General features: G+C 53.3%; 17 protein-coding genes. 10 read left to right on the top strand and 7 right to left on the bottom strand.

The features are described 5' to 3' along the window. Positions 1-9: 9 nt before the first annotated feature. Both C0557_RS00340 and C0557_RS00345 read right to left on the bottom strand, forming a co-directional pair. A complete protein-coding gene (locus tag C0557_RS00340) occupies positions 10-1,032 on the bottom strand; it encodes a LacI family DNA-binding transcriptional regulator (protein WP_074779787.1) in 1,023 nt (340 codons plus the stop codon). After that, entirely contained in the window at positions 1,029-1,787 is a 759-nt protein-coding gene (locus C0557_RS00345) for an MBL fold metallo-hydrolase (protein ID WP_208657109.1), read from the bottom strand. The genes C0557_RS00340 and C0557_RS00345 overlap by 4 nt, the downstream gene beginning before the upstream one ends. A gap of 153 nt (positions 1,788-1,940) precedes the next feature. On the opposite strand from C0557_RS00345, the gene C0557_RS00350 reads away from it, so the two are divergent. From C0557_RS00350 to C0557_RS00365, 4 genes are all read left to right on the top strand, one after another. Then, the gene (locus C0557_RS00350) at positions 1,941-2,927 is read left to right on the top strand and encodes an ABC transporter ATP-binding protein (protein WP_208657110.1); all 987 of its coding nucleotides are present in this window, start codon (positions 1,941-1,943) and stop codon (positions 2,925-2,927) included. A 34-nt stretch (positions 2,928-2,961) separates the two neighbouring features. Beyond that, complete coding sequence (locus tag C0557_RS00355) at positions 2,962-4,107, top strand: extracellular solute-binding protein (protein ID WP_253073764.1); 1,146 nt, start codon at positions 2,962-2,964, stop codon at positions 4,105-4,107. 65 nt (positions 4,108-4,172) lie between these two features. Then, entirely contained in the window at positions 4,173-5,006 is an 834-nt protein-coding gene (locus C0557_RS00360; protein WP_208657111.1) for an ABC transporter permease, read from the top strand. Continuing rightward, positions 5,003-5,824 carry an ABC transporter permease gene (locus C0557_RS00365; RefSeq protein ID WP_208657112.1) on the top strand — a complete coding sequence of 274 codons (822 nt, stop codon included), beginning with the start codon at positions 5,003-5,005 and terminating at the stop codon, positions 5,822-5,824. Before C0557_RS00360 ends, C0557_RS00365 begins: the two co-directional genes overlap by 4 nt. Before the next feature lie 50 nt (positions 5,825-5,874). Here C0557_RS00365 and C0557_RS00370 read toward each other — a convergent pair whose 3' ends face one another. The 3 genes from C0557_RS00370 to C0557_RS00380 form a co-directional block, all read right to left on the bottom strand. Continuing rightward, on the bottom strand, positions 5,875-6,186 hold the full coding sequence (locus C0557_RS00370) for a CcdB family protein (RefSeq protein WP_208657113.1): 312 nt from the start codon (positions 6,184-6,186) through the stop codon (positions 5,875-5,877). Positions 6,187-6,189: 3 nt separating this feature from the next. Continuing rightward, the gene (locus tag C0557_RS00375; protein WP_074779773.1) at positions 6,190-6,432 is read right to left on the bottom strand and encodes a type II toxin-antitoxin system CcdA family antitoxin; all 243 of its coding nucleotides are present in this window, start codon (positions 6,430-6,432) and stop codon (positions 6,190-6,192) included. A gap of 210 nt (positions 6,433-6,642) precedes the next feature. Beyond that, positions 6,643-6,924 (bottom strand): YjcB family protein, encoded by a 282-nt coding sequence (locus C0557_RS00380; protein ID WP_074780566.1) that lies wholly within the window; start codon positions 6,922-6,924, stop codon positions 6,643-6,645. Positions 6,925-7,451: 527 nt separating this feature from the next. Between C0557_RS00380 and C0557_RS00385 the strand changes: the two genes are divergently transcribed. Both C0557_RS00385 and C0557_RS00390 read left to right on the top strand, forming a co-directional pair. Next, positions 7,452-8,858, top strand: coding sequence for a sensor domain-containing diguanylate cyclase (locus C0557_RS00385; RefSeq protein ID WP_208657114.1), 1,407 nt, complete (start codon positions 7,452-7,454; stop codon positions 8,856-8,858). A 339-nt stretch (positions 8,859-9,197) separates the two neighbouring features. Next, complete coding sequence (locus C0557_RS00390; protein WP_208657115.1) at positions 9,198-10,769, top strand: EAL domain-containing protein; 1,572 nt, start codon at positions 9,198-9,200, stop codon at positions 10,767-10,769. A 19-nt stretch (positions 10,770-10,788) separates the two neighbouring features. On the opposite strand, the gene C0557_RS00395 is transcribed toward C0557_RS00390, so the two are convergent. After that, positions 10,789-13,242, bottom strand: a complete 2,454-nt coding sequence (locus tag C0557_RS00395) for an autotransporter outer membrane beta-barrel domain-containing protein (protein ID WP_208657116.1) — start codon at positions 13,240-13,242, stop codon at positions 10,789-10,791. Positions 13,243-13,583: 341 nt separating this feature from the next. After that, positions 13,584-13,907 (bottom strand): superoxide response transcriptional regulator SoxS, encoded by a 324-nt coding sequence (soxS, locus tag C0557_RS00400; RefSeq protein ID WP_017459478.1) that lies wholly within the window; start codon positions 13,905-13,907, stop codon positions 13,584-13,586. An 81-nt stretch (positions 13,908-13,988) separates the two neighbouring features. Here soxS and soxR point away from each other — a divergent pair, with 81 nt between their 5' ends. From soxR to C0557_RS00420, 4 genes are all read left to right on the top strand, one after another. Next, positions 13,989-14,447 carry a redox-sensitive transcriptional activator SoxR gene (gene soxR, locus C0557_RS00405; RefSeq protein WP_035886898.1) on the top strand — a complete coding sequence of 153 codons (459 nt, stop codon included), beginning with the start codon at positions 13,989-13,991 and terminating at the stop codon, positions 14,445-14,447. Between the two features lie 266 nt (positions 14,448-14,713). After that, positions 14,714-15,382, top strand: coding sequence for a glutathione S-transferase family protein (locus C0557_RS00410; protein ID WP_208657117.1), 669 nt, complete (start codon positions 14,714-14,716; stop codon positions 15,380-15,382). 300 nt (positions 15,383-15,682) lie between these two features. Beyond that, positions 15,683-17,032 (top strand): guanine/hypoxanthine transporter GhxP, encoded by a 1,350-nt coding sequence (ghxP, locus tag C0557_RS00415; RefSeq protein WP_043955634.1) that lies wholly within the window; start codon positions 15,683-15,685, stop codon positions 17,030-17,032. A 135-nt stretch (positions 17,033-17,167) separates the two neighbouring features. Next, positions 17,168-18,814, top strand: coding sequence for a Na+/H+ antiporter (locus C0557_RS00420; protein ID WP_208657118.1), 1,647 nt, complete (start codon positions 17,168-17,170; stop codon positions 18,812-18,814). The last annotated feature ends 8 nt before the right edge of the window (positions 18,815-18,822 follow it).

Below are 18,822 nucleotides of genomic sequence, written 5' to 3' on the forward strand. Positions count from 1 at the left end.
GCGGGACTCTTAGCCAATGCGTGGCGATGTTTGTCGATGAATCAATTCCACCTTAACCCACTCAACGCGGGAAGGCTGTAAGGGATTTTTGGCCCGCTCCAGCAGGCGCGTTAACGCCCGGCGCGAGATCTCCGCCACATCCTGATGCAGCGTAGTGAGCTGGTAACTGAACTGGCCGCTTTGCGGCGTATTATCAAAGCCTATCAAATGGAAGTCGTGCGGCGCGAACTTACCGCGCTGGCGCATGCCGTCGAGAAAACCGCAGGCCAGCTGCGCATTGGCGCAGAAGATCCCTTCCGGTAATTCGTCTTTATCATTGAGCGCCGCCTGCCATCCGCCGTCGTAACCCTCTTCGCTGGCGCTTATCCAGCGCAGATGCTGCTGTGTATCAACGCCCAGTTGTTGCAGCGCCCGCTCAAAGGCGTCGCCGCGCATCACGCCTGCCCACGTGGAGCCACGGTTGATCAGCCAGCCGAAACGGCGACAACCCGCGTGCACCAACTGTTCGGCGGCCAGTTGCGCGCCGCGCTGGTTATCCGAGCAGACAAAATCGACAAACGGAATATCGGGATGGCGATTGATGCCGACCACCGGAATCTGCTGGCTGACACACTCGTTGACGATGGCTTCCGGCGGTTTGCCGGAGGTCACAATCACGCCGGAGACGCGAAACTGCGTGAAACGGCGCAGCGTGGTGACCAGATCCTGCTCGCCGGTAATTTCGGTAACCAGCGCCTGGTAGCCGCGCCGTTGGATCTCATGCAGTAGCCCCTCCAGCAGGCTGCTGCGAAACGGATCGCCAATGCGCGCCACAATCACGCCAATCAGATGGCTGCGCTGGCGGTTCAGCCCCTGCGCGAGAAAATTGACCTGATAACCCAGCTCCTGCGCGGCACGCAGTACTTTCTCTTTGGTCGCCGGGGAGATGCTGCCATTGCTGCTTAATGCGCGCGACACCACAGCGCGGGAGACGCCCGCCCGTTTCGCCACGTCTTCTGCCGTAACGGCCTGTTTGCGGATTGCCTGACTCAAATGCTCCCCTCCGCGCGGCGCGTAACCTCAACGCGCATGCCATCTTCGCTGACAAACAGCCCCTGATGCGTAAGGCAGGCCTGCGCCAGCGCCGGGCGCGCGGCATCATTGCAGTGATACAACCCCAGCGCCGGTAAACGCAGTTGGGTAAACAGCGCCTGGCAGCCAGGGAAATCGCCGTGCGAGGCATCACTGGCCAGCGGCGTCATCGATGCGCACTCCTGAAACGCCAGATCCGTATGGTGCATCAACGCGATGCTCTCCGGCGTCGGGCGTCCGTCGCCACTGTAGAACAGCGCCACGCCGTCGGCTTCAATGCGCAGCGCAAGATTGGGAATTTCATGATGCGTGAACGCCGTACTCACTTGCCAGCCGTGCCAGCGCCACTGCGGTTCGCTGTCGCGCCAGTCGATGTCGAAACAGAGCGTGGTGTCCGGCCAGTTGGCGAGGCTTGCCAGTTGCATCAGTACCGGACGCTGTTCGCGCTGCGACCAGATAACCAGCGGTTTGCTGCGCTGAAAACTTTTCCAGTAATTCAGCAGCGCCGTCAGCCCGGTACAGTGATCCGGGTGAACATGGGTGAAGTAAATCGCGTCGATGGCATTCACATCAAGGCCACGCTGCCACAGCGCGCGCGGGATCGTGGGGCCGCAATCAATCAACCACTGGCGGTTTTCACGGTCGATCACGCGCAGCGCGGAGGTATTTTGTTGCAGCGAGAAGGCGCTGCCGCAACCCAGAACATCTATTTCCATTTCGCTCCACCAAAATTATCGCGGACTTAATCAAACTGTCACAAATAGACGACAAAGTAGGCTCACATAATGTCGCTGCAAAGTTGCATTTTTTTTACAAATAAATGAACACGTGTTCATCGTTGAAAAAGATGTCGAATAAAAGGATCGCCCATGAGTTATTTGCAAATTAATAAGCTGAAAATTGGCTACGGCAATAACATCGTTCTCCACGATATTCATTTAGCGGTGGAGAAGGGCGAGATGATCGCGCTGCTTGGGCCTTCTGGCTGCGGAAAAACCACATTACTCAATGCGTTATGCGGCTTTGTGCCCGTGCGTTCAGGGGCTATCGCTATCAACGGCCGGGATATTACGCACAGCACGCCGGAGCAGCGAAATATCACCATGGTTTTTCAGAGTTATGCGTTGTGGCCGCACTTTACCGTCGCACAAAATATTGGCTACGGCTTAAAAGTGCGTCGCGTGAAAAAAGAGGCGATTCAACAACGGGTGCAGGAATTATTAAAAATCGTCAACCTTGAAGGTTATGCGGATATAAAAGTGACCGCACTTTCCGGCGGCCAGCGTCAGCGCGTGGCGCTGGCACGCGCGCTGGCGATTGAACCGGACGTACTGGTGCTGGATGAGCCGTTGTCGAACCTCGATGCCAAAGTGCGCCTCAATGTACGCCATGAAATTAAAGCGCTGCGAAAGAAGCTTGGCTTTACCTCGCTTATCGTCACCCACGATCAGCAGGAAGCGCTGGTGATGGCCGATCGCATTGCGGTGCTGAATAACGGGCGTATTGAGCAAATCGGTACGCCGGAAGATATCTACCACCGCCCGGCAACGCCGTTTGTGGCGGATTTTATGGGCGCGGATAACTGCCTGGCGAGCACGGATGACGGCGGCAAAACCCTCTATTTTCGCAGCGCGGATGTCACCATTCATCCTGCATTGACGCACCCGACGCCGCAGGGGTTAGTGCTGGAGGGCGTGATTGAGGAGAGCGCGTTTCTCGGCCACCAGTACCGCCACAGCGTGCGCTGCGATGGACAGCTTTTGCTCGCCGATTCACCGCAGTTCTGGCCAGCACAAACGCCCGTGGTGCTGCATGTTCCGCAACCGGCGCTGTATCTTTTTGAACAACCTTTGTAATGCCAACCGACACACTTTTTCCTGGGGATACATCATGTCCGTAAAAACGAAACTTGCTGTCACAGCTGCACTCTGTTTGGGAACTCTGCACGCCGCGAACGCCGAAACGGTTCTCAATGTTGCAACGGCGGGCGACCAAAATATGGTGGACTATGTCAAAACCTGGCTGGGGCCGAAATTTGAAGCCGCGCATCCGGGCGTAAAAGTGCAGGTGATCGGCACCGGGCCGGGCGATGCCGGGTCGAATAAGATCATCGAAAAACTGACGGCGCAGCAGCAAAGCGGCGCGAAAACCTGGGATATCGACGTTGCCGTAGTGCATCAGAACGCCGGGGGACAACTGGTTGAAAAAGGGCTGCTGGATAAATACCGCCCGGCTGTCAGCACTGGCAGCATGGTGACGGCGGAAAACGCGAAAAACGCGCTGGGCGTTAATGTTGATGGCTACGTGATGCCAATGTTCTTAAGCCAGACGGCAATTGCCTATAACAGCGATCTAGTCAAAACGCCGCCGAAATCCTACGACGAACTGGTGCAGTGGTCAGAGAAAAACCCGAAAGCCTTTGGCTATAACGGCATTAAAAATGGTATGTCCGGCGTGAGCTTCGTGGTGGGCTGGATGTATGCCTATGGCACCAGCGCGGATCGTCTTACCGCGCAGCCTTACGATAAAGGCGTGGAAAAAGAGTGGACCCAGGCTTACGCCAAACTGAAAGAATTCAACAAGAACGTCACCTTTACGCCAGGTAACGCCGGGACGCTGGATATGCTGAGCCGCGGTGAAATCACTATGGGGCCGGTGTGGGTCGATATGTTCTACAGCTGGAAAGATCAGGGCAAGCTGCCGCCGTCGATCAAACTGGCGTTGATTGCGCCGGGTATGCCAGGACAGCCGATGTACTACGTGGTGCCAGCGCATGCCGCGCAGGCCAAACTGGCGCAGGAATTTATTGCGCTGGCGACCAGCCCGGAAGTGCAGGCGCAGGGAATTGTGAAGCAGTTCAACTGGTATCCGGGGATTGATGCGAAATACGTCAAAGAGAAGCTGGATGACGCCACCTGGCAGAAACTGTTCGCTGAAATTTCACCGCAAGATTTGGCGAAATACGGCAAAAACTTCCCGATTACCCACTACTTTGACGACATCAAAGAGGGTTACGAGAGCCAGGTTTCGAACTGATGAATGTGGGTGCCCGGATGTTGTCGGTCCGGGCATCTTTTTTACGGTGATAACTCAGGTTTACCATGCGACACGCGATGAAATATTTACTGCTGGTGGCTCCGGCGACGCTGATGATAGCGGTGTTTTTCCTCTGGCCGCTGGGCTTTTCGCTGATCTCGGCCTTTACCAGCCAGGCAGGGCAACTGACGCTGGCGCATTTTGATAAAGTGTTGGCGCTCTATTCGAATGACATTATGTTTACCGTGATTATTGTGCTGACGTCGCTGGCGATCCTCGCGCTGCTGTCGATCAGCATCGCGGCGATCATTGTGCTGTCGCCGTTTCGCGGGATCGTCAAAACGCTGGCCTTTTTGTACCGCCTGCCGCTGTTTATTCCCTTTATTGTGACCGCGCAAATGATGCGCACTTTTCTGGCGAAAAACGGCCTGATGAATAATGTGCTGGTCGCCGCCGGGGTGATGACGCCGATGGAGACCACGTCGCTGCTCGGCTGGAGCGGGATCATTATTACGTTTGTCTGGAAACAGATGGCCTTCACTACGTTGCTGATTTGCGGCGCGATGTCGGCGGTCGATCCGGCCCATATTCTGGCAGCGAAAAACCTTGGCGCTTCCCGCCTGCGCATTCTGTTCGACATTATTTTGCCGCAGGTGCTGCCGACGATTGGCGTGGCGATGGTGTTGTCGACCGTGACGATGATGTCGGTCCTTTCTGTGCCGCTGATGATCGGCACCGGTACGCCAACGATGATGACGGTGGATATGGCGTTTCGCGTCAACTCTTACGGCGATTACCCGGTCGCCAACGCGATGGGCGTCATTTCGTATCTGATTTGCGCGCTGCTTTCCTGGTTCTATTTACGCCACAGCCTGCAGGCGAAAGGAGCGCAGTCATGAATAGCTTCCGACAAAAACTGCGCGGCAGTTTTCTGCTGCAAACACTGCTGCTGACATTTCTGGCGCTGGCGCTGTTCGGCCCGCTGCTGAATCTGCTGATCTGGACGGTGGCGGAGAGCTGGTTCTTCCCGCATACGCTGCCGAGCCAGTGGGGGCTGAAATACTGGAGCCAGGTGTTTAGCCCGTATAGCGACGTTTCGGGTTCGCTGTCGATAAGCGTGGTGATTGCCGTGCTGGCGGTGCTGGTTTGCCTGATCATCTCTGTACCGGCAGGTTATGCGCTTGCCCAGCGCGGTATGCCGTGCCGCGCGTTCTTTATGCTGCTGTTTCTGATCCCGCAGGCGTTTCCGAATCTGACGGTGTATATGAACGTGGCGCGGCTGTTTTATCAGTGGGGGCTAAATGGCACGGTTGCCGGTGTGGTGCTGGTGCACAGCGTACATGGGCTGATGTATTCCATCTGGATAAGCGTCGCGGCGTTTTCGTCGCTCGATCCGCTGCTGGCGCGCGCATCGCGCAATCTGGGCGCCGGGCCGGTATATACGTTTTTCCATATTATTCTGCCACAGGCCGCGCCGGGGCTGATCGCCGCCAGCATCTTTGTGTTTCTGGAATCGCTGGATGAGTTCACCGCCACCTTCTTCGTCGGCGCGCCGGATATCACCACGCTGCCTATTTTGCTTTATACCGCCAGCATGTCGGGCAACTACCAGGTGTCGTCGATCACCGCGCTGATCCTGCTGGTGCCGTCAGTGCTGTTTATGCTGGTGATCCACAAGTTTATGCGCCCCGAGATGCTGTCGAAGCTGGGGAAATAAGCGGGCAGATTGCACTAAAAATGACGGGTTCCGTAAGGCAACCCGTCACTTCAGATACCGTCAAAAATAAAATCCATCGCACTGCGAATAACATCGCGCCGGGCGTTCATAGTGCAGACTTTCTCACCTAATATCGCCAGACTGACACCGGCGAGATCGTGCGTCAGCAACAGATACGCTTGCCCCTCGATCTCCAGCACCGGGTTTAAACGTTCCACCCGACGGCGATCTTTGTAGTCCGCCAGTGGGCACAGTGGGATCACGACGCGTGAGTTCATACTACCGGTAATATCGCTCTGCACATCCAGCAGAAACGGATACTCCCTGCTATTACTCTTGTTTCGATAAACGGTGTATTGCATGGGTTAAAACTTCCTGTGTTCATCCGAGAAATGGCCGCGTTCGGCGATAAACTCATTGAGATCATCAATCGCGGCGGCATTTTCGCGCTTCCAGCGCTCGGCAGCCAGAGAGCGTAATTCCCCTTCCAGCGCGGTTGCCAGCGTTTGTGAAAGATTAATTCCCTCTTTACGAGCCTGCTCCAGTAAGTCGCGCTCTACGGTCACGCTGACGTTCTGTTTGTTCCTCTGTTTCGCAGCAACGGGCATGATTTGTCCTCCTGTGTAGATATATGTGTAGTATACGCGTGTAAATACACAGCAACCAGCCAGAATATCCGGCAATCTACAGGTTGCAGGGCGTTATTGACGTATTTGCGGATGAGGGGGTTTTTCCAGTTCGACGATACAGAACAGCAGCGTACCGATGTCAGGGATAAGTGGAGACAAAAAAAAGCGCCCGCAGGCGCTTCATTTTTATCAGGTAATGACCATCGGCCAGTCTGGCGGAGCTTTACGCGAGACGTCCGCCATGACCTGCACCACGTTGTGCCAGATGTTGGTGAGATCCAACACTGTAATGCCCAGCAGACCGGTCGCGAACCAGCACGCCGCCGCTAAACCCATGCCGCTGCTGATTACTGCCAGACCGATATAATCAGCCCGACGGAAGCGAATATTCAGCGTACTGGCCATAAACATCAACACTGCGCTCAATAACTGCCAGCGCAACAGAACCACGCTGGTGGTAAAGGTAGCCATGAAACCATCCTCAGAAAGAATCGAATACCGGGCGGACCAGGCGTTACGCGCGAGTGGCAAAGATGACGCAGAAGTCCGCAGGAGTAGCACAACAATGTGAAACGGCTTGGCCGTTTCAAGAATGTGTGAACTGTATCACATTTGGTGATTTATTCGCCAGTGGGAAAAGCATTTTTTGCAGGGGGTTCCTACTAATTTTGGTGGGTTTAATCGTTTTTTTTCGCCAGGATATATTGCTTAGCACTTGCGGGAATTAACCCCGGTATTATTCATGTATTAAAGTGATATTTAGCACCCTAATTGCCACAATATTTACAGTGCGCAGAACATATATTATGCTTGTGTTGTTAGCTTTATTTACCTGTTGATGGTTATTCAGGCTTCTGATCTTTATCGATATATTCTTTCTTGTCACGGTTTATGCGCGGCGCGCGTTTACGTTATGTGACAACTGTGGGCGAGTGTTTTTTCTTCCTGATTAAATCATCGCAGGCCGGTTTGGTGTAAATAACCTGCGAAAAGAAAAAATGAAAACAGAGAATTTAGCCGTTTCTTTAGGAGACGGTGCTGCGGCGTTGACACTTCTGGCGAAGTTGATGCCGTGGCTCGCTGCACAACGCTCCATGGAAGATATATTATCGGTCATCAACGCGTCTCTGGGCGCGCATCTTTCCTGGGTGGTGATCGAGCAGGACGACGCATGGCAGATAGCCTGCAGCGGAGAGGTGGAATGTACGCTCCGCGACGCTCAGACCCTACTGGAACAGTTGCAATTGCGCCGTAATCAGCGTGCCTGGCGCGTTATATGCTGGCGACGGCACGTCGGAAAATTATTATTTCCGACACAGTCATTCGCCACCAATAAATTGCAAAGCGGCGTATTATGTAAGCTGAATTATAAAGAGGCGAGCATCAAAGGTTATTTCTTCTTAGCGTTTGCATATCCTTTGCCTTCACTGTCAATAATCAAGAATGTGGTTATTATTCTGGTGGAGAAGCTTAAAGATTATATGGAGGAAATTCTTGTCAGAGAACGTACCGCTAAAGAAATGCAGCGTGTCGTGACGCAATATAAAGCACTGTTCGATCGTGCTCCGGTTTTAATGAATTCTTTCGATAAAACGAATCGCTGTATTTTATGGAATGGCGAATGTGAACGTTTATTTGGCTGGAGCATTAATGAGCTTAATCAGCAGCCCGATCCATTAGCACTCTTTTTCCCCGATCCGGAGATGCGCCAGCAAGTTCGCTCTTCGGTTAATACTTCGCCCGCCGTCGATATGCATGAGTGGCATCCGATACGGCGCGATGGTCAGATGCTGACCGTGCTTTGGTCAAATATTTTGCTGCCTGACCGCTCGATCCTGAGTATTGGCCTGGATATCACCGAGCGTAAAAAAGTGGAGCGGCAACTGGAGAAAAAAGCAACGATTGACGATCTGACCGGCTGCTATAATCGTTTCGCTATGCTACGGAAGCTAAAGGAGGCGCTGGTACAGTGCAAACCTGAAGATTCCCGTAGCCATTTCAGTCTGTTAATGCTGGATCTGGACCACTTCAAAAATATCAACGATCGCTGGGGACATCTGACGGGCGACGCAGCGCTGGTGCATTTTTGTGACCAGATTCGTGAGCATAGCGATCCGTCTTATCTCTTTGGTCGCCTGGGTGGTGAGGAATTTCTGATTTTGATGCCGCACGCCGATCGTAAAAATGCGCTGCGTTTTAGCCAAAAAATTCGTGCGGCATTAGCCCGTTCACCGTTGTTAAGCGGCAGTGAAAATATCCCCTTATCCTTTAGCGCTGGTTTAGTATTCGTGTGCGGTGAGCAGACAGATACTTCAGTTTTACTTACGCTTGCCGACAACGCGCTGTACGATGCAAAACGTAACGGACGCAGTAAAACAGTGGTCGCCAGCGCTTTTTATAAATAAATACGCAAAGATGAAGGAATGTCATTCATTAGATGAAAAAATACCCGACAGGCCGCGACATTTTTTATCCTGCGGTGAGTTTGGCTTAATCAGTGATACTGTGTTGTATTAAGTGAAAACACCCCATAACCAATGGATAAATATTTTCCTTAATATAAACATTGGGCGTACTTTGAGTTTACCTTACGGTCGAATATTCTCGTCATAACCAAATATTAGGTTTTTAATGAGAAAAGTCAGTTGCTAATGTCGTGTGATTCATGCAACGTAATCACCTGTTTATCAAAGCATCCTGCCGTACATTAAAAAGGCACAATAAATGCGTGGATATAGGCGGACATGAATCATAGCGTGCGTCGCAAGATGCTCAGAGTCGTCGGGATCATCATAGGAGTCATCCTGCCGGTGATGCTGTCGCTATGGTTTGCACATATCCGAGCAGTAAATGAAACTGCCTTCCAGCTCCGCTCTTTTGCCCAACTGGCGTTAAATAAAACTGAAGTGGTTATCCAGCAAGTGGATAGCGTTCGTGCCGCGGCGGAAAAATTTCACGGTCAGATATGCTCGCTGGAGCATCGCAAAGCGATGCTGGATATTGTGCGCAGCAGTTTGTATGTTGCCGATCTCATTTATGCGCATGGCGACCAATTTTTATGTTCCAGCGTTATTGCCCCCGCGCAATCGTATGCTATTGCGCCCGCAGAGTATAAACGCTCGCCAGATATCGCTATTTATTATTACCGCAATACCCCGTTTTATGCCGGTTATAAAATGGTCTATATGCAGCGCGGTAACTACGTTGCGGTGATCAACCCTCTTTCCTATAGCGATGTCGCCTCGGAAGATAACGCGCTGGCGTACGGCGTCTACGACACCGTGAGCGAATTATTTTTCTCCCTTAGTAAAAGTGCGCACCTGGAGACGCTGAAGAAGCTGATTCACAGCCAGGCATCAACCTTCCAGCAAGACGGACGTTTTTACACCATCGCGCATTCGGATAAACGTCCCATTGCTATTATTGTTTCGACCTCTAATGCGCACTATTTTCAGGCGCTGTATCGTCAGGTGATGCTGCTGCTACCGCTGGGGCTAATTTGCAGCGTGATCCTTTGTTTCGTGTGGTCACGAACACGACAAGAATTTAACTCGCCCCGCCGTATGCTCCACCGCGCGTTAACCAAACGCCAGCTTCGACTCCACTATCAACCGATTATCGATATTAAAAATGGCATCTGTGTCGGCGCTGAGGCGCTGTTACGCTGGCCGGGTTTTAATGGCCAGGTGATGAGCCCGGCGGAATTTATTCCGCTGGCGGAAAAAGAGGGGATGATCGAACGCATCACAGATTATGTCGTCGATGAAGTGTTTAGCGATCTCGGCGACTTCCTGGCGGTGGTGCCGCATCTTTATATTTCGATTAACTTATCGGCTGCGGATTTTCACTCTTCGCGCCTTATTTCATTGATTTCCAATAAGACCAGGGAACACGCGGTACGCGCGGAGCAGATTAAGATCGAAGTGACGGAGCGCGGGTTTATCGATGTGCCAAAAACCACGCCGGTGATTCAGGCGTTTCGCCAGGCGGGCTATGAAGTGGCGATTGATGATTTCGGTACCGGCTATTCCAACCTGCACAACCTCTATTCATTGAATGTCGATATCCTGAAAATCGACAAATCCTTTATCGATACGCTGACCACCAACAGCACCAGTCATCTGATTGCTGAACATATTATCGAGATGGCGCAGAGCCTGCGCCTGAAGATTATTGCTGAAGGGGTGGAGACGGCAGAGCAGGTGAGCTGGCTACTGAAGCGCGGCGTGCAGTTCTGCCAGGGCTGGCACTTTGCCAGAGCGTTGCCGCCTGAGGACTTTAAACTCTGGGTGCGGCATCCGCCGTCATTAAAATGATGGCGGGCCGCGTACCCCATCAGAAGAACAGTTTTGCCTCCAGCATTGCCGATGTTTCCCGGTCGCTTTTATTCCCGGCCTGCACACCTACGCTGCCGCGCAGTGAGAAATTCTGCGTAAACTGACCTTCAACTCCCGTTTTAATTTCGGTCGCATTGCGGCTGTCCGTCAGATCAACCCGCGTGCCATCAAGAGATGCGCCGAACTTCCGGGTGTTATGCAGCCAGTTCACTTCGGCGAAGGGCTGAAAGGTGCGATGCAGGTTTTTATCCAGCGTAAGGTGGCCATACAGCCGCACGCCAGCGCGTGTCTGCACGTTGTCGCTCCCCTTGTTTTCGACAACGGTGCCGTTGGCCTCCGTAAGCGAATTCGCCTTGACGCCCATCCAGGTCAGCTGCGCCTTTGGCTGAAGATAGAGGCCGTTATTTCGGCTGCCCACCAGTTGCCAGCTATAGCCGGATTCAACCGCCGCCGTGAAGCCGCGGGATTTCCAGGTCTCGGTTTCCAGCGTATCGCCGGAAAGGGTGTTATCGAACCAGTTGTACTGCGCCCAGCTATCGACATATGCACCTTCACGCGTGTCGTTATTCTGCAACCATGTTGCGTAAATACCTGCGCTGTAACCGCTGATAATGCTGCTTGCGTGGTTACCGTTATAGCGGTTTTGCGCGTGACTCTTCTCCCTCGCGTAGCCTGCCATAATACCCAGTTGGTAACGTTCTTTATCCCTGTTCCACTGGGCAATGTTGCCTCCTAATTGCGCAACATAGCGATTGCTGCGGATATCCAGCTGGTTGCCTGGCGTGAACTGGCCGCTATAACCGCCGGTGTTACGCAACCACAGGCTGGATGCCGTTTCCTCACCGTTCGCCTGGCGGTCTTGCAGGTGCGTAGTAAACAGGCTGTTGGCCGCCGCCAGGTTGGCGCCATACAGGCCAGCTTCCGGGCGTATCGCGCTGCTTCCCGGTACCGGAAGTGCGCTGGTCAGATACCAGTAGGTTGCCGTCTGGTCTTTAGCGCTTTGCAGAGTGTAATCGTATGCGCCCGCGACGATACGATCGCCCTGACGGAACTCGCCGTCAGCTTTCCCGACCACGGCAATCAACCCGCTACCTTCTATCGCGCTGGCGCGCCTGCCGCCCAGGTGATCTACCTGGACGCGCGTACTTCCGCTGAGATCACCCGCGATAACCATCTGGCCTGTGGCGGCGGGATCGCTGCTCTGCGTGGCATTAAAGACGAGTGTACTGCCGCTGGTTCCTTCGTAATTCCCTTTAATAATCAGCGTGTTGATCTCTTTTTCTCTACCGGTAGATAGTGTGCCGGCATTCTTCAGGCTGCCCTCAATAACCGCATCGCCGTTTACAATAATATTGGCGTTATTGACGACGGCTTTAGTGGGGTCATTCATCAATAGCGTGGCGTTATCAAGCACGATTGCGCCCTGATTTATCTGAACCTGCTCAAAACCCCCGGAAGTTTGTTTACCTTTCAGCGTCCATATGGCGTTCCCCTCTTTTTCCAGATAATTAATACCGGTGATTGCGTCGCTATTGCTGGCATTAATATCGTTCGTATTTAAAAACCGTGATAATGAAAGAGAGGAGTCGCCGTTACCGCTCAATACCAGCCTGTTATTTCTGACGGTATTATTTTTACTGTCATAAGCGTCATCAATGTTGACCGCGCCGTCAATGCGCCAGCCTTTCTCAAGCGTCAGCGTAAATGAGCGTTGGCCATCCACGCCGATAGCAAAATAACCGGCATCCGTTGCTGAAATAAGCCCGGAGTTCGTAATGTCAACATCACTATTCTCCGTGGCAAAAAAGAGGGTCTTTCTGGCGCCGGAAATTTCACCCGTATTAATGACATTTATTTTATTTGCGCTGATGGGGTAAAAGTGCAGAACACCATAATTATCTGAATGCATCGTACCGCTGTTGATGATATTCAGGTCACCGCCTTGTGCAGAGTGCAGCAGAATGAGGTCATTGTCCGTGGTGAGCATCTTCCCCCTGTTGATTAAGCTGAAGGAGGAAGACTCGCCTAACGAGGCGGAAAACAAAGAATTCATGACTATAGTGCCGTTGTTTTCCATGTGCAGGGTGGCGTTTTTCTGCGGCGTGAACAGGAACAGTCCACCCTCGCTGTAAAACTCACCGTTATTCACCAAAGAGAGTGAGCCACTATAATCTGCACTGAAAAGAACATCAGTTAAATGAATTATTGAGTTGTTTTTTATTGAAATGTCCGCATCTTCTTTTTCTACCAGAATAGCATCCGGGCCGATGTTGGTTATTTCATCGAGTGTAAAGTCAATGCGTTTATTGTCATTGGCCGAATCAAGTGCGTTAACGTTTTTAATTCGATTTTTTTCCGGCGGCGTGTAGGCTGCTACCGCTATTGTATTGGTGGCCCATAGCGCAGTAATAACGGCAATAAATACTTTATTGAAAGCATGCTGGAGAAACATATTCATTCCATTGAAAAAATGTATTAAAGCCACAGACGTGCAGGCCTGTGAATATTTAATGAGGTTTGTCGGCAGAGAGAACTGACGTGCTTTATAATGGATTTTCTATTTTATAAGCGTGAAAAACAATCGATGGTAAGTTAATTAGGAATTTTAATTCAGGTGCTACTGAGAAAACGGAATTATTTCAGGAAGAACGGCAATTCGGAAAAATAGCGACAGAAAGGTTAATAAGAGAGGAAGTCTGTTTATCGCTGGCGAAGGGGGATACGGCGGTAAAGCCTGGGCGGGCGGTGAAGATTTATCACACCTGCTCGCCCTGAGCGCTGCTTTGATGGTTGTCAGGCTTGGTGCCGGTAATCGCTGGGGGTGCGATCGAATTCACGGCGGAACACCCGCGAAAACGTCTGTTGTGAGACGTAACCTAAATCCATCGCGATATCAAAAATAGGGCGTTGCGTGGTACGCAGCGCTTCGGCTGCCAGCAGTAATCGGCGCTGGCGAATATAGTCGCCCAGCGTTTGATGCATCACGGTACGGAACATTCTCTGTAGATACCACTTTGAATAACCTGACTTTCTGGCGACTACATCAATGTTCATTGGTTGGTCGATATGTTCATCAATCCATTCGATAAGCGTCTGAATAATTTGCTGATGGGACATAAAGCTTCCTCATTTCCCGATTCGTCGTTTTGTCTGGGAGCGAGTATAATTCCTCAAGTTAACTTGAGGTAAAGAGGTTTTATGGAAAAGAGAATGCCACGCATTAAAGCACTGCTCAGCCCCGGAGAAGTGGCGAAACGTAGCGGGGTGGCCGTCTCTGCGCTGCACTTTTATGAGAGCAAAGGGCTTATTAAAAGCCTGCGCAATAGCGGCAATCAGCGGCGGTATACCCGCGATGTGCTGCGCTATGTGGCGATCATCAAGATTGCCCAGCGCATTGGTATTCCGCTGGCGACCATCGGCGAAGCGTTCGGGGTTTTGCCGGAGGGGCACACCCTGAGCAAAAAAGAGTGGAAGCAGCTGTCGTCGCAATGGCGGGAAGAGCTGGATCGGCGTATTCATACGCTGGTTGCACTGCGTGATGAGCTGGATGGCTGTATCGGCTGCGGCTGTTTGTCGCGCAGTGAATGCCCGTTGCGTAACCCCGGCGATCAGTTGGGGCAGCAGGGCACCGGCGCACGCTTGCTGGAAGATGACTGAAACGCGCAAAAAACTAAAGCGCCCGCTGGGGCGCTTTAGTCGTTTTCCGGTCTTTGTCTTTCGCTCTATCCCGTTCTGTTACAGGAGGGTTTCCCCCGACATCAGCACCCCTCAAGTATGTTGGAGGTTCCGGATTGTGCTGACACTTTTAGTGTAGTTTCCTTATGCAAAACTGCTACTTTTTTGCTCACTTTTTTTCAGAATATTTCATCCGCCGTTCCGCTGATTCTCTATAGTTAATGCGTCAATCTGCGCAGGAGTAAACCATGCTTACGGTGCATCACCTGAATCAATCGCGCTCGCAGCGCATTCTCTGGGCTTTGGAAGAGCTGGGCGTGCCGTACCAGATCGTCCGTTATCAGCGTGAAAAAACCATGCTGGCACCCGAATCGCTAAAAAAAATTCACCCGTTGGGCAAATCGCCGGTGGTGGAAGATAACGGGCTTATCATCGCTGAGTCCGGTGCGATTCTTGAATATTTGCAGGAGACCTACGATCCCGAACATCGGTTTGCGCCGCAAACGGGAAAAAGCAAACAGGATTACCGCTTCTGGCTGCATTACGCTGAAGGTTCGCTGATGCCGCTACTATTGATGAAACTGATAATGACCCGCCTTGGCAAACCGCCTGTGCCGTTTGGTGTGCGCAGCGTCGGTAAGCTGCTGGCGAGTGGCGTGGAGAAAGCCTTTCTCAACCGGCAACTGGAAACCCACGCGCGCTTTATTGAAGCGGAACTGGCGCAGCATAGCTGGTTTACCGGCAATCAACTCAGCATGGCGGATATTCAGATGAGTTTCCCCGTATTCGCGCTGCTGGCTCGCGGCGGCGTGAATGATTTACCCAATTTACGGGCGTGGAAAAAGCGAGTGGAAAAGCGTCCGGCCTGGCAGCGGGCGATTGTCCAGGGCGGGCCATTTGATTTCCCCGACGGCTAAGAATGTTCGTAATATGTTGCAAAGTTGCGCACCGACGATAACGTTTGCGCATCGTCCGCTTGAATCTTCGCCGCTATAAGCAAAATTTAGCAAAAAGCGGCAAAGTTCAGTTGAAAAGCGCCATATAAACGCTGGATAATCGTTTGCCTTTTTTTGACCACCCGTTGTATGCGCGGAGTTAAACGTTTGCTTTTTTGTGGCCCCTTGCCACAACGCAGCACAGGGAGATGACGTTTAACCGGCAGTGGACTGTCCACCACGCAATACAATGCACAATAAAATTCTCAGGGGATGTTTTCTATGTCTACGCCTTCTGCGCGTACCAATGGTTCGCTTGACGCACTGTTTAAAATTTCTGCCCGCGGCAGTACCGTTCGTCAGGAAATCGTTGCCGGTTTAACCACGTTCCTCGCGATGGTCTATTCGGTGATCGTGGTGCCTGGCATGCTGGGTAAAGCAGGTTTCCCGCCTGCCGCAGTTTTCGTCGCCACCTGTCTGGTCGCCGGTGTTGGCTCCATTGTGATGGGGCTGTGGGCGAATCTGCCGCTGGCCATCGGCTGCGCTATCTCTCTGACCGCATTCACCGCTTTCAGCCTGGTACTGGGTCAGCACATCAGCGTACCTGTCGCGCTTGGCGCAGTGTTCCTGATGGGTGTGCTGTTCACCATTATCTCCGCAACCGGCATCCGTAGCTGGATCCTGCGCAACCTGCCGCATGGCGTTGCGCACGGCACCGGCATCGGTATCGGCCTGTTCCTGCTGCTGATTGCCGCAAACGGTGTTGGCCTGGTGATCAAAAACCCGCTGGACGGTCTGCCGGTGACGCTGGGCCACTTCGCCAGCTTCCCGGTGATCATGTCGCTGATCGGCCTCGCGGTGATTATCGGTCTGGAAAAACTGAAAGTGCCGGGCGGCATTCTGCTGACCATCATCGGCGTTTCCATCGTTGGCCTGATTTTCGATCCGAGCGTGCACTTCTCCGGTATTTTCGCCATGCCATCGCTGAGCGATGACAAAGGCAACTCGCTGATCGGCAGCCTGGATATCGTGGGCGCGCTGAATCCGGTGGTGCTGCCGAGCGTACTGGCGCTGGTGATGACAGCGGTGTTTGACGCCACCGGTACTATCCGTGCGGTAGCGGGCCAGGCCAATCTGCTGGATAAAGACGGCCAGATCATCGATGGCGGCAAAGCGCTGACCACCGACTCCCTGAGCAGCGTCTTCTCCGGCCTGGTCGGCGCGGCGCCAGCTGCGGTGTATATCGAATCGGCGGCAGGTACGGCGGCAGGCGGTAAAACCGGTCTGACCGCGATTACCGTCGGCGTACTGTTTCTGCTGATCCTGTTCCTCTCTCCGCTCTCTTACCTGGTTCCGGCGTATGCCACCGCGCCAGCGCTGATGTACGTGGGTCTGCTGATGCTGAGCAACGTGGCGAAAATTGATTTTGCTGACTTCGTGGATGCGATGTCCGGCCTGATCACCGCCGTGTTCATCGTGCTGACCTGTAACATCGTTACCGGCATCATGATCGGTTTCGCCTCGCTGGTGATTGGCCGCGTGGTTTCCGGTGAGTGGCGCAAGCTGAACATCGGGACTATCGTGATCGCGGTTGCGCTGGTTGCCTTCTATGCAGGCGGCTGGGCAATCTGAGCCATAAATGATTACCTAATGGGCGACTCCGGTCGCCCATTTTTTTGCCCACAGCCCGGTTTCTTTGCGTTAAGCTGAATGCTCTGGCCTCAAGGTCTGAGACCGCTATAACAAAACATCGCAAACAGGGAACGCATGGAAATATTTTTTACCATTCTTATTATGACGCTTGTGGTGTCGCTCTCGGGCGTCGTCACGCGTGTACTACCTTTTCAAATCCCGCTGCCGTTGATGCAAATCGCCATCGGCGCACTGCTGGCCTTTCCTACCTTTGGCCTGCATGTCGAGTTCGATCCGGAACTGTTTCTGGTACTGTTTATCCCGCCGCTGCTGTTTGCTGACGGCTGGAAAACGCCAACGCGCGAGTTTCTCGAGCATGGCCGCGAAATCTTCGGCCTTGCGCTGGCGCTGGTGGTGGTCACCGTTGTGGGGATCGGCTTCTTAATTTACTGGTTGGTGCCAGGCATTCCATTGGTGCCCGCTTTCGCGCTGGCGGCGGTGCTGTCGCCAACCGATGCGGTGGCGCTCTCCGGCATTGTCGGCGAAGGGCGCATTCCGAAGAAAATCATGGGCATTTTGCAGGGCGAAGCGTTGATGAATGACGCTTCTGGTCTGGTGTCATTGAAATTCGCCGTCGCCGTGGCGATGGGCACGATGGTTTTTACCGTCGGCGGTGCCACGGTCGAGTTTATGAAAGTGGCGATTGGCGGCCTGCTGGCCGGCTTTGTGGTGAGCTGGCTGTACGGTCGTTCGCTGCGCTTTCTCAGCCGCTGGGGCGGCGATGAACCGGCCACGCAAATCGTGCTGCTGTTCCTGCTGCCGTTTGCTTCTTATCTGATTGCGGAACATATCGGCGTCTCCGGCATCCTGGCCGCCGTTGCGGCGGGGATGACGATCACCCGTTCCGGCGTTATGCGCACTGCGCCGCTGGCGATGCGTCTGCGCGCTAACAGCACCTGGGCGATGCTGGAATTTGTCTTTAACGGCATGGTGTTCCTGCTGTTAGGCCTGCAACTGCCGGGGATCCTCGAATCATCACTGGTGGCGGCGGAAGCCGATCCGAATGTCGAAACCTGGATGCTGTTCACCGATATCGTGCTGATTTATGCCGCGCTGATGCTGGTGCGTTTCGGCTGGCTGTGGACGATGAAAAGATTCAGCCTGCGTTTCTTACATAAAAAGCCGATGGAGTTCGCCTCCTGGAGCGATCGCGAACTGCTGATCGCCACCTTCGCCGGGGTTCGCGGGGCCATCACGCTGGCCGGTGTGCTCTCCATTCCGTTGCTGCTGCCCAGTGGCGATGTCTTCCCGGCGCGTTACGAGCTGGTGTTCCTCTCCGCCGGGGTGATCCTCTTCTCGCTGTTCGTTGGCGTCATCGCGCTGCCGTCGCTGTTGCAGCATGTTGAAGTGCGCGATCACGCTCAGCAGCATAAAGAGGAGCGGATGGCGCGGGCGGCGACGGCCGATGTGGCGATTGTCGCGATCCAGAAAATGGAAGAGCGCCTGGCGGCGGATGCCGAAGAGAATATCGATAACCAGTTGCTGACGGAGGTCAGCTCGCGGGTGATTGGTAACCTGCGACGCCGCGCGGATGGGCGCAACAATATCGAAAGTTCACTGCTGGAAGAGAATCTGGAGCGCCGTTTCCGTCTGGCGGCGCTGCGCTCTGAACGCGCCGAGCTTTACCACCTGCGTGCCACCCGGCAGATCAGTAACGAGACGCTGCAAAAACTGCTGCACGACCTCGATTTGCTGGAAGCGTTGCTGCTGGAAAATAAATAATCACCTTC

The organism is Kosakonia sp. MUSA4 (assembly GCF_013085925.1).
Taxonomy (GTDB): domain Bacteria; phylum Pseudomonadota; class Gammaproteobacteria; order Enterobacterales; family Enterobacteriaceae; genus Kosakonia; species Kosakonia sacchari_B.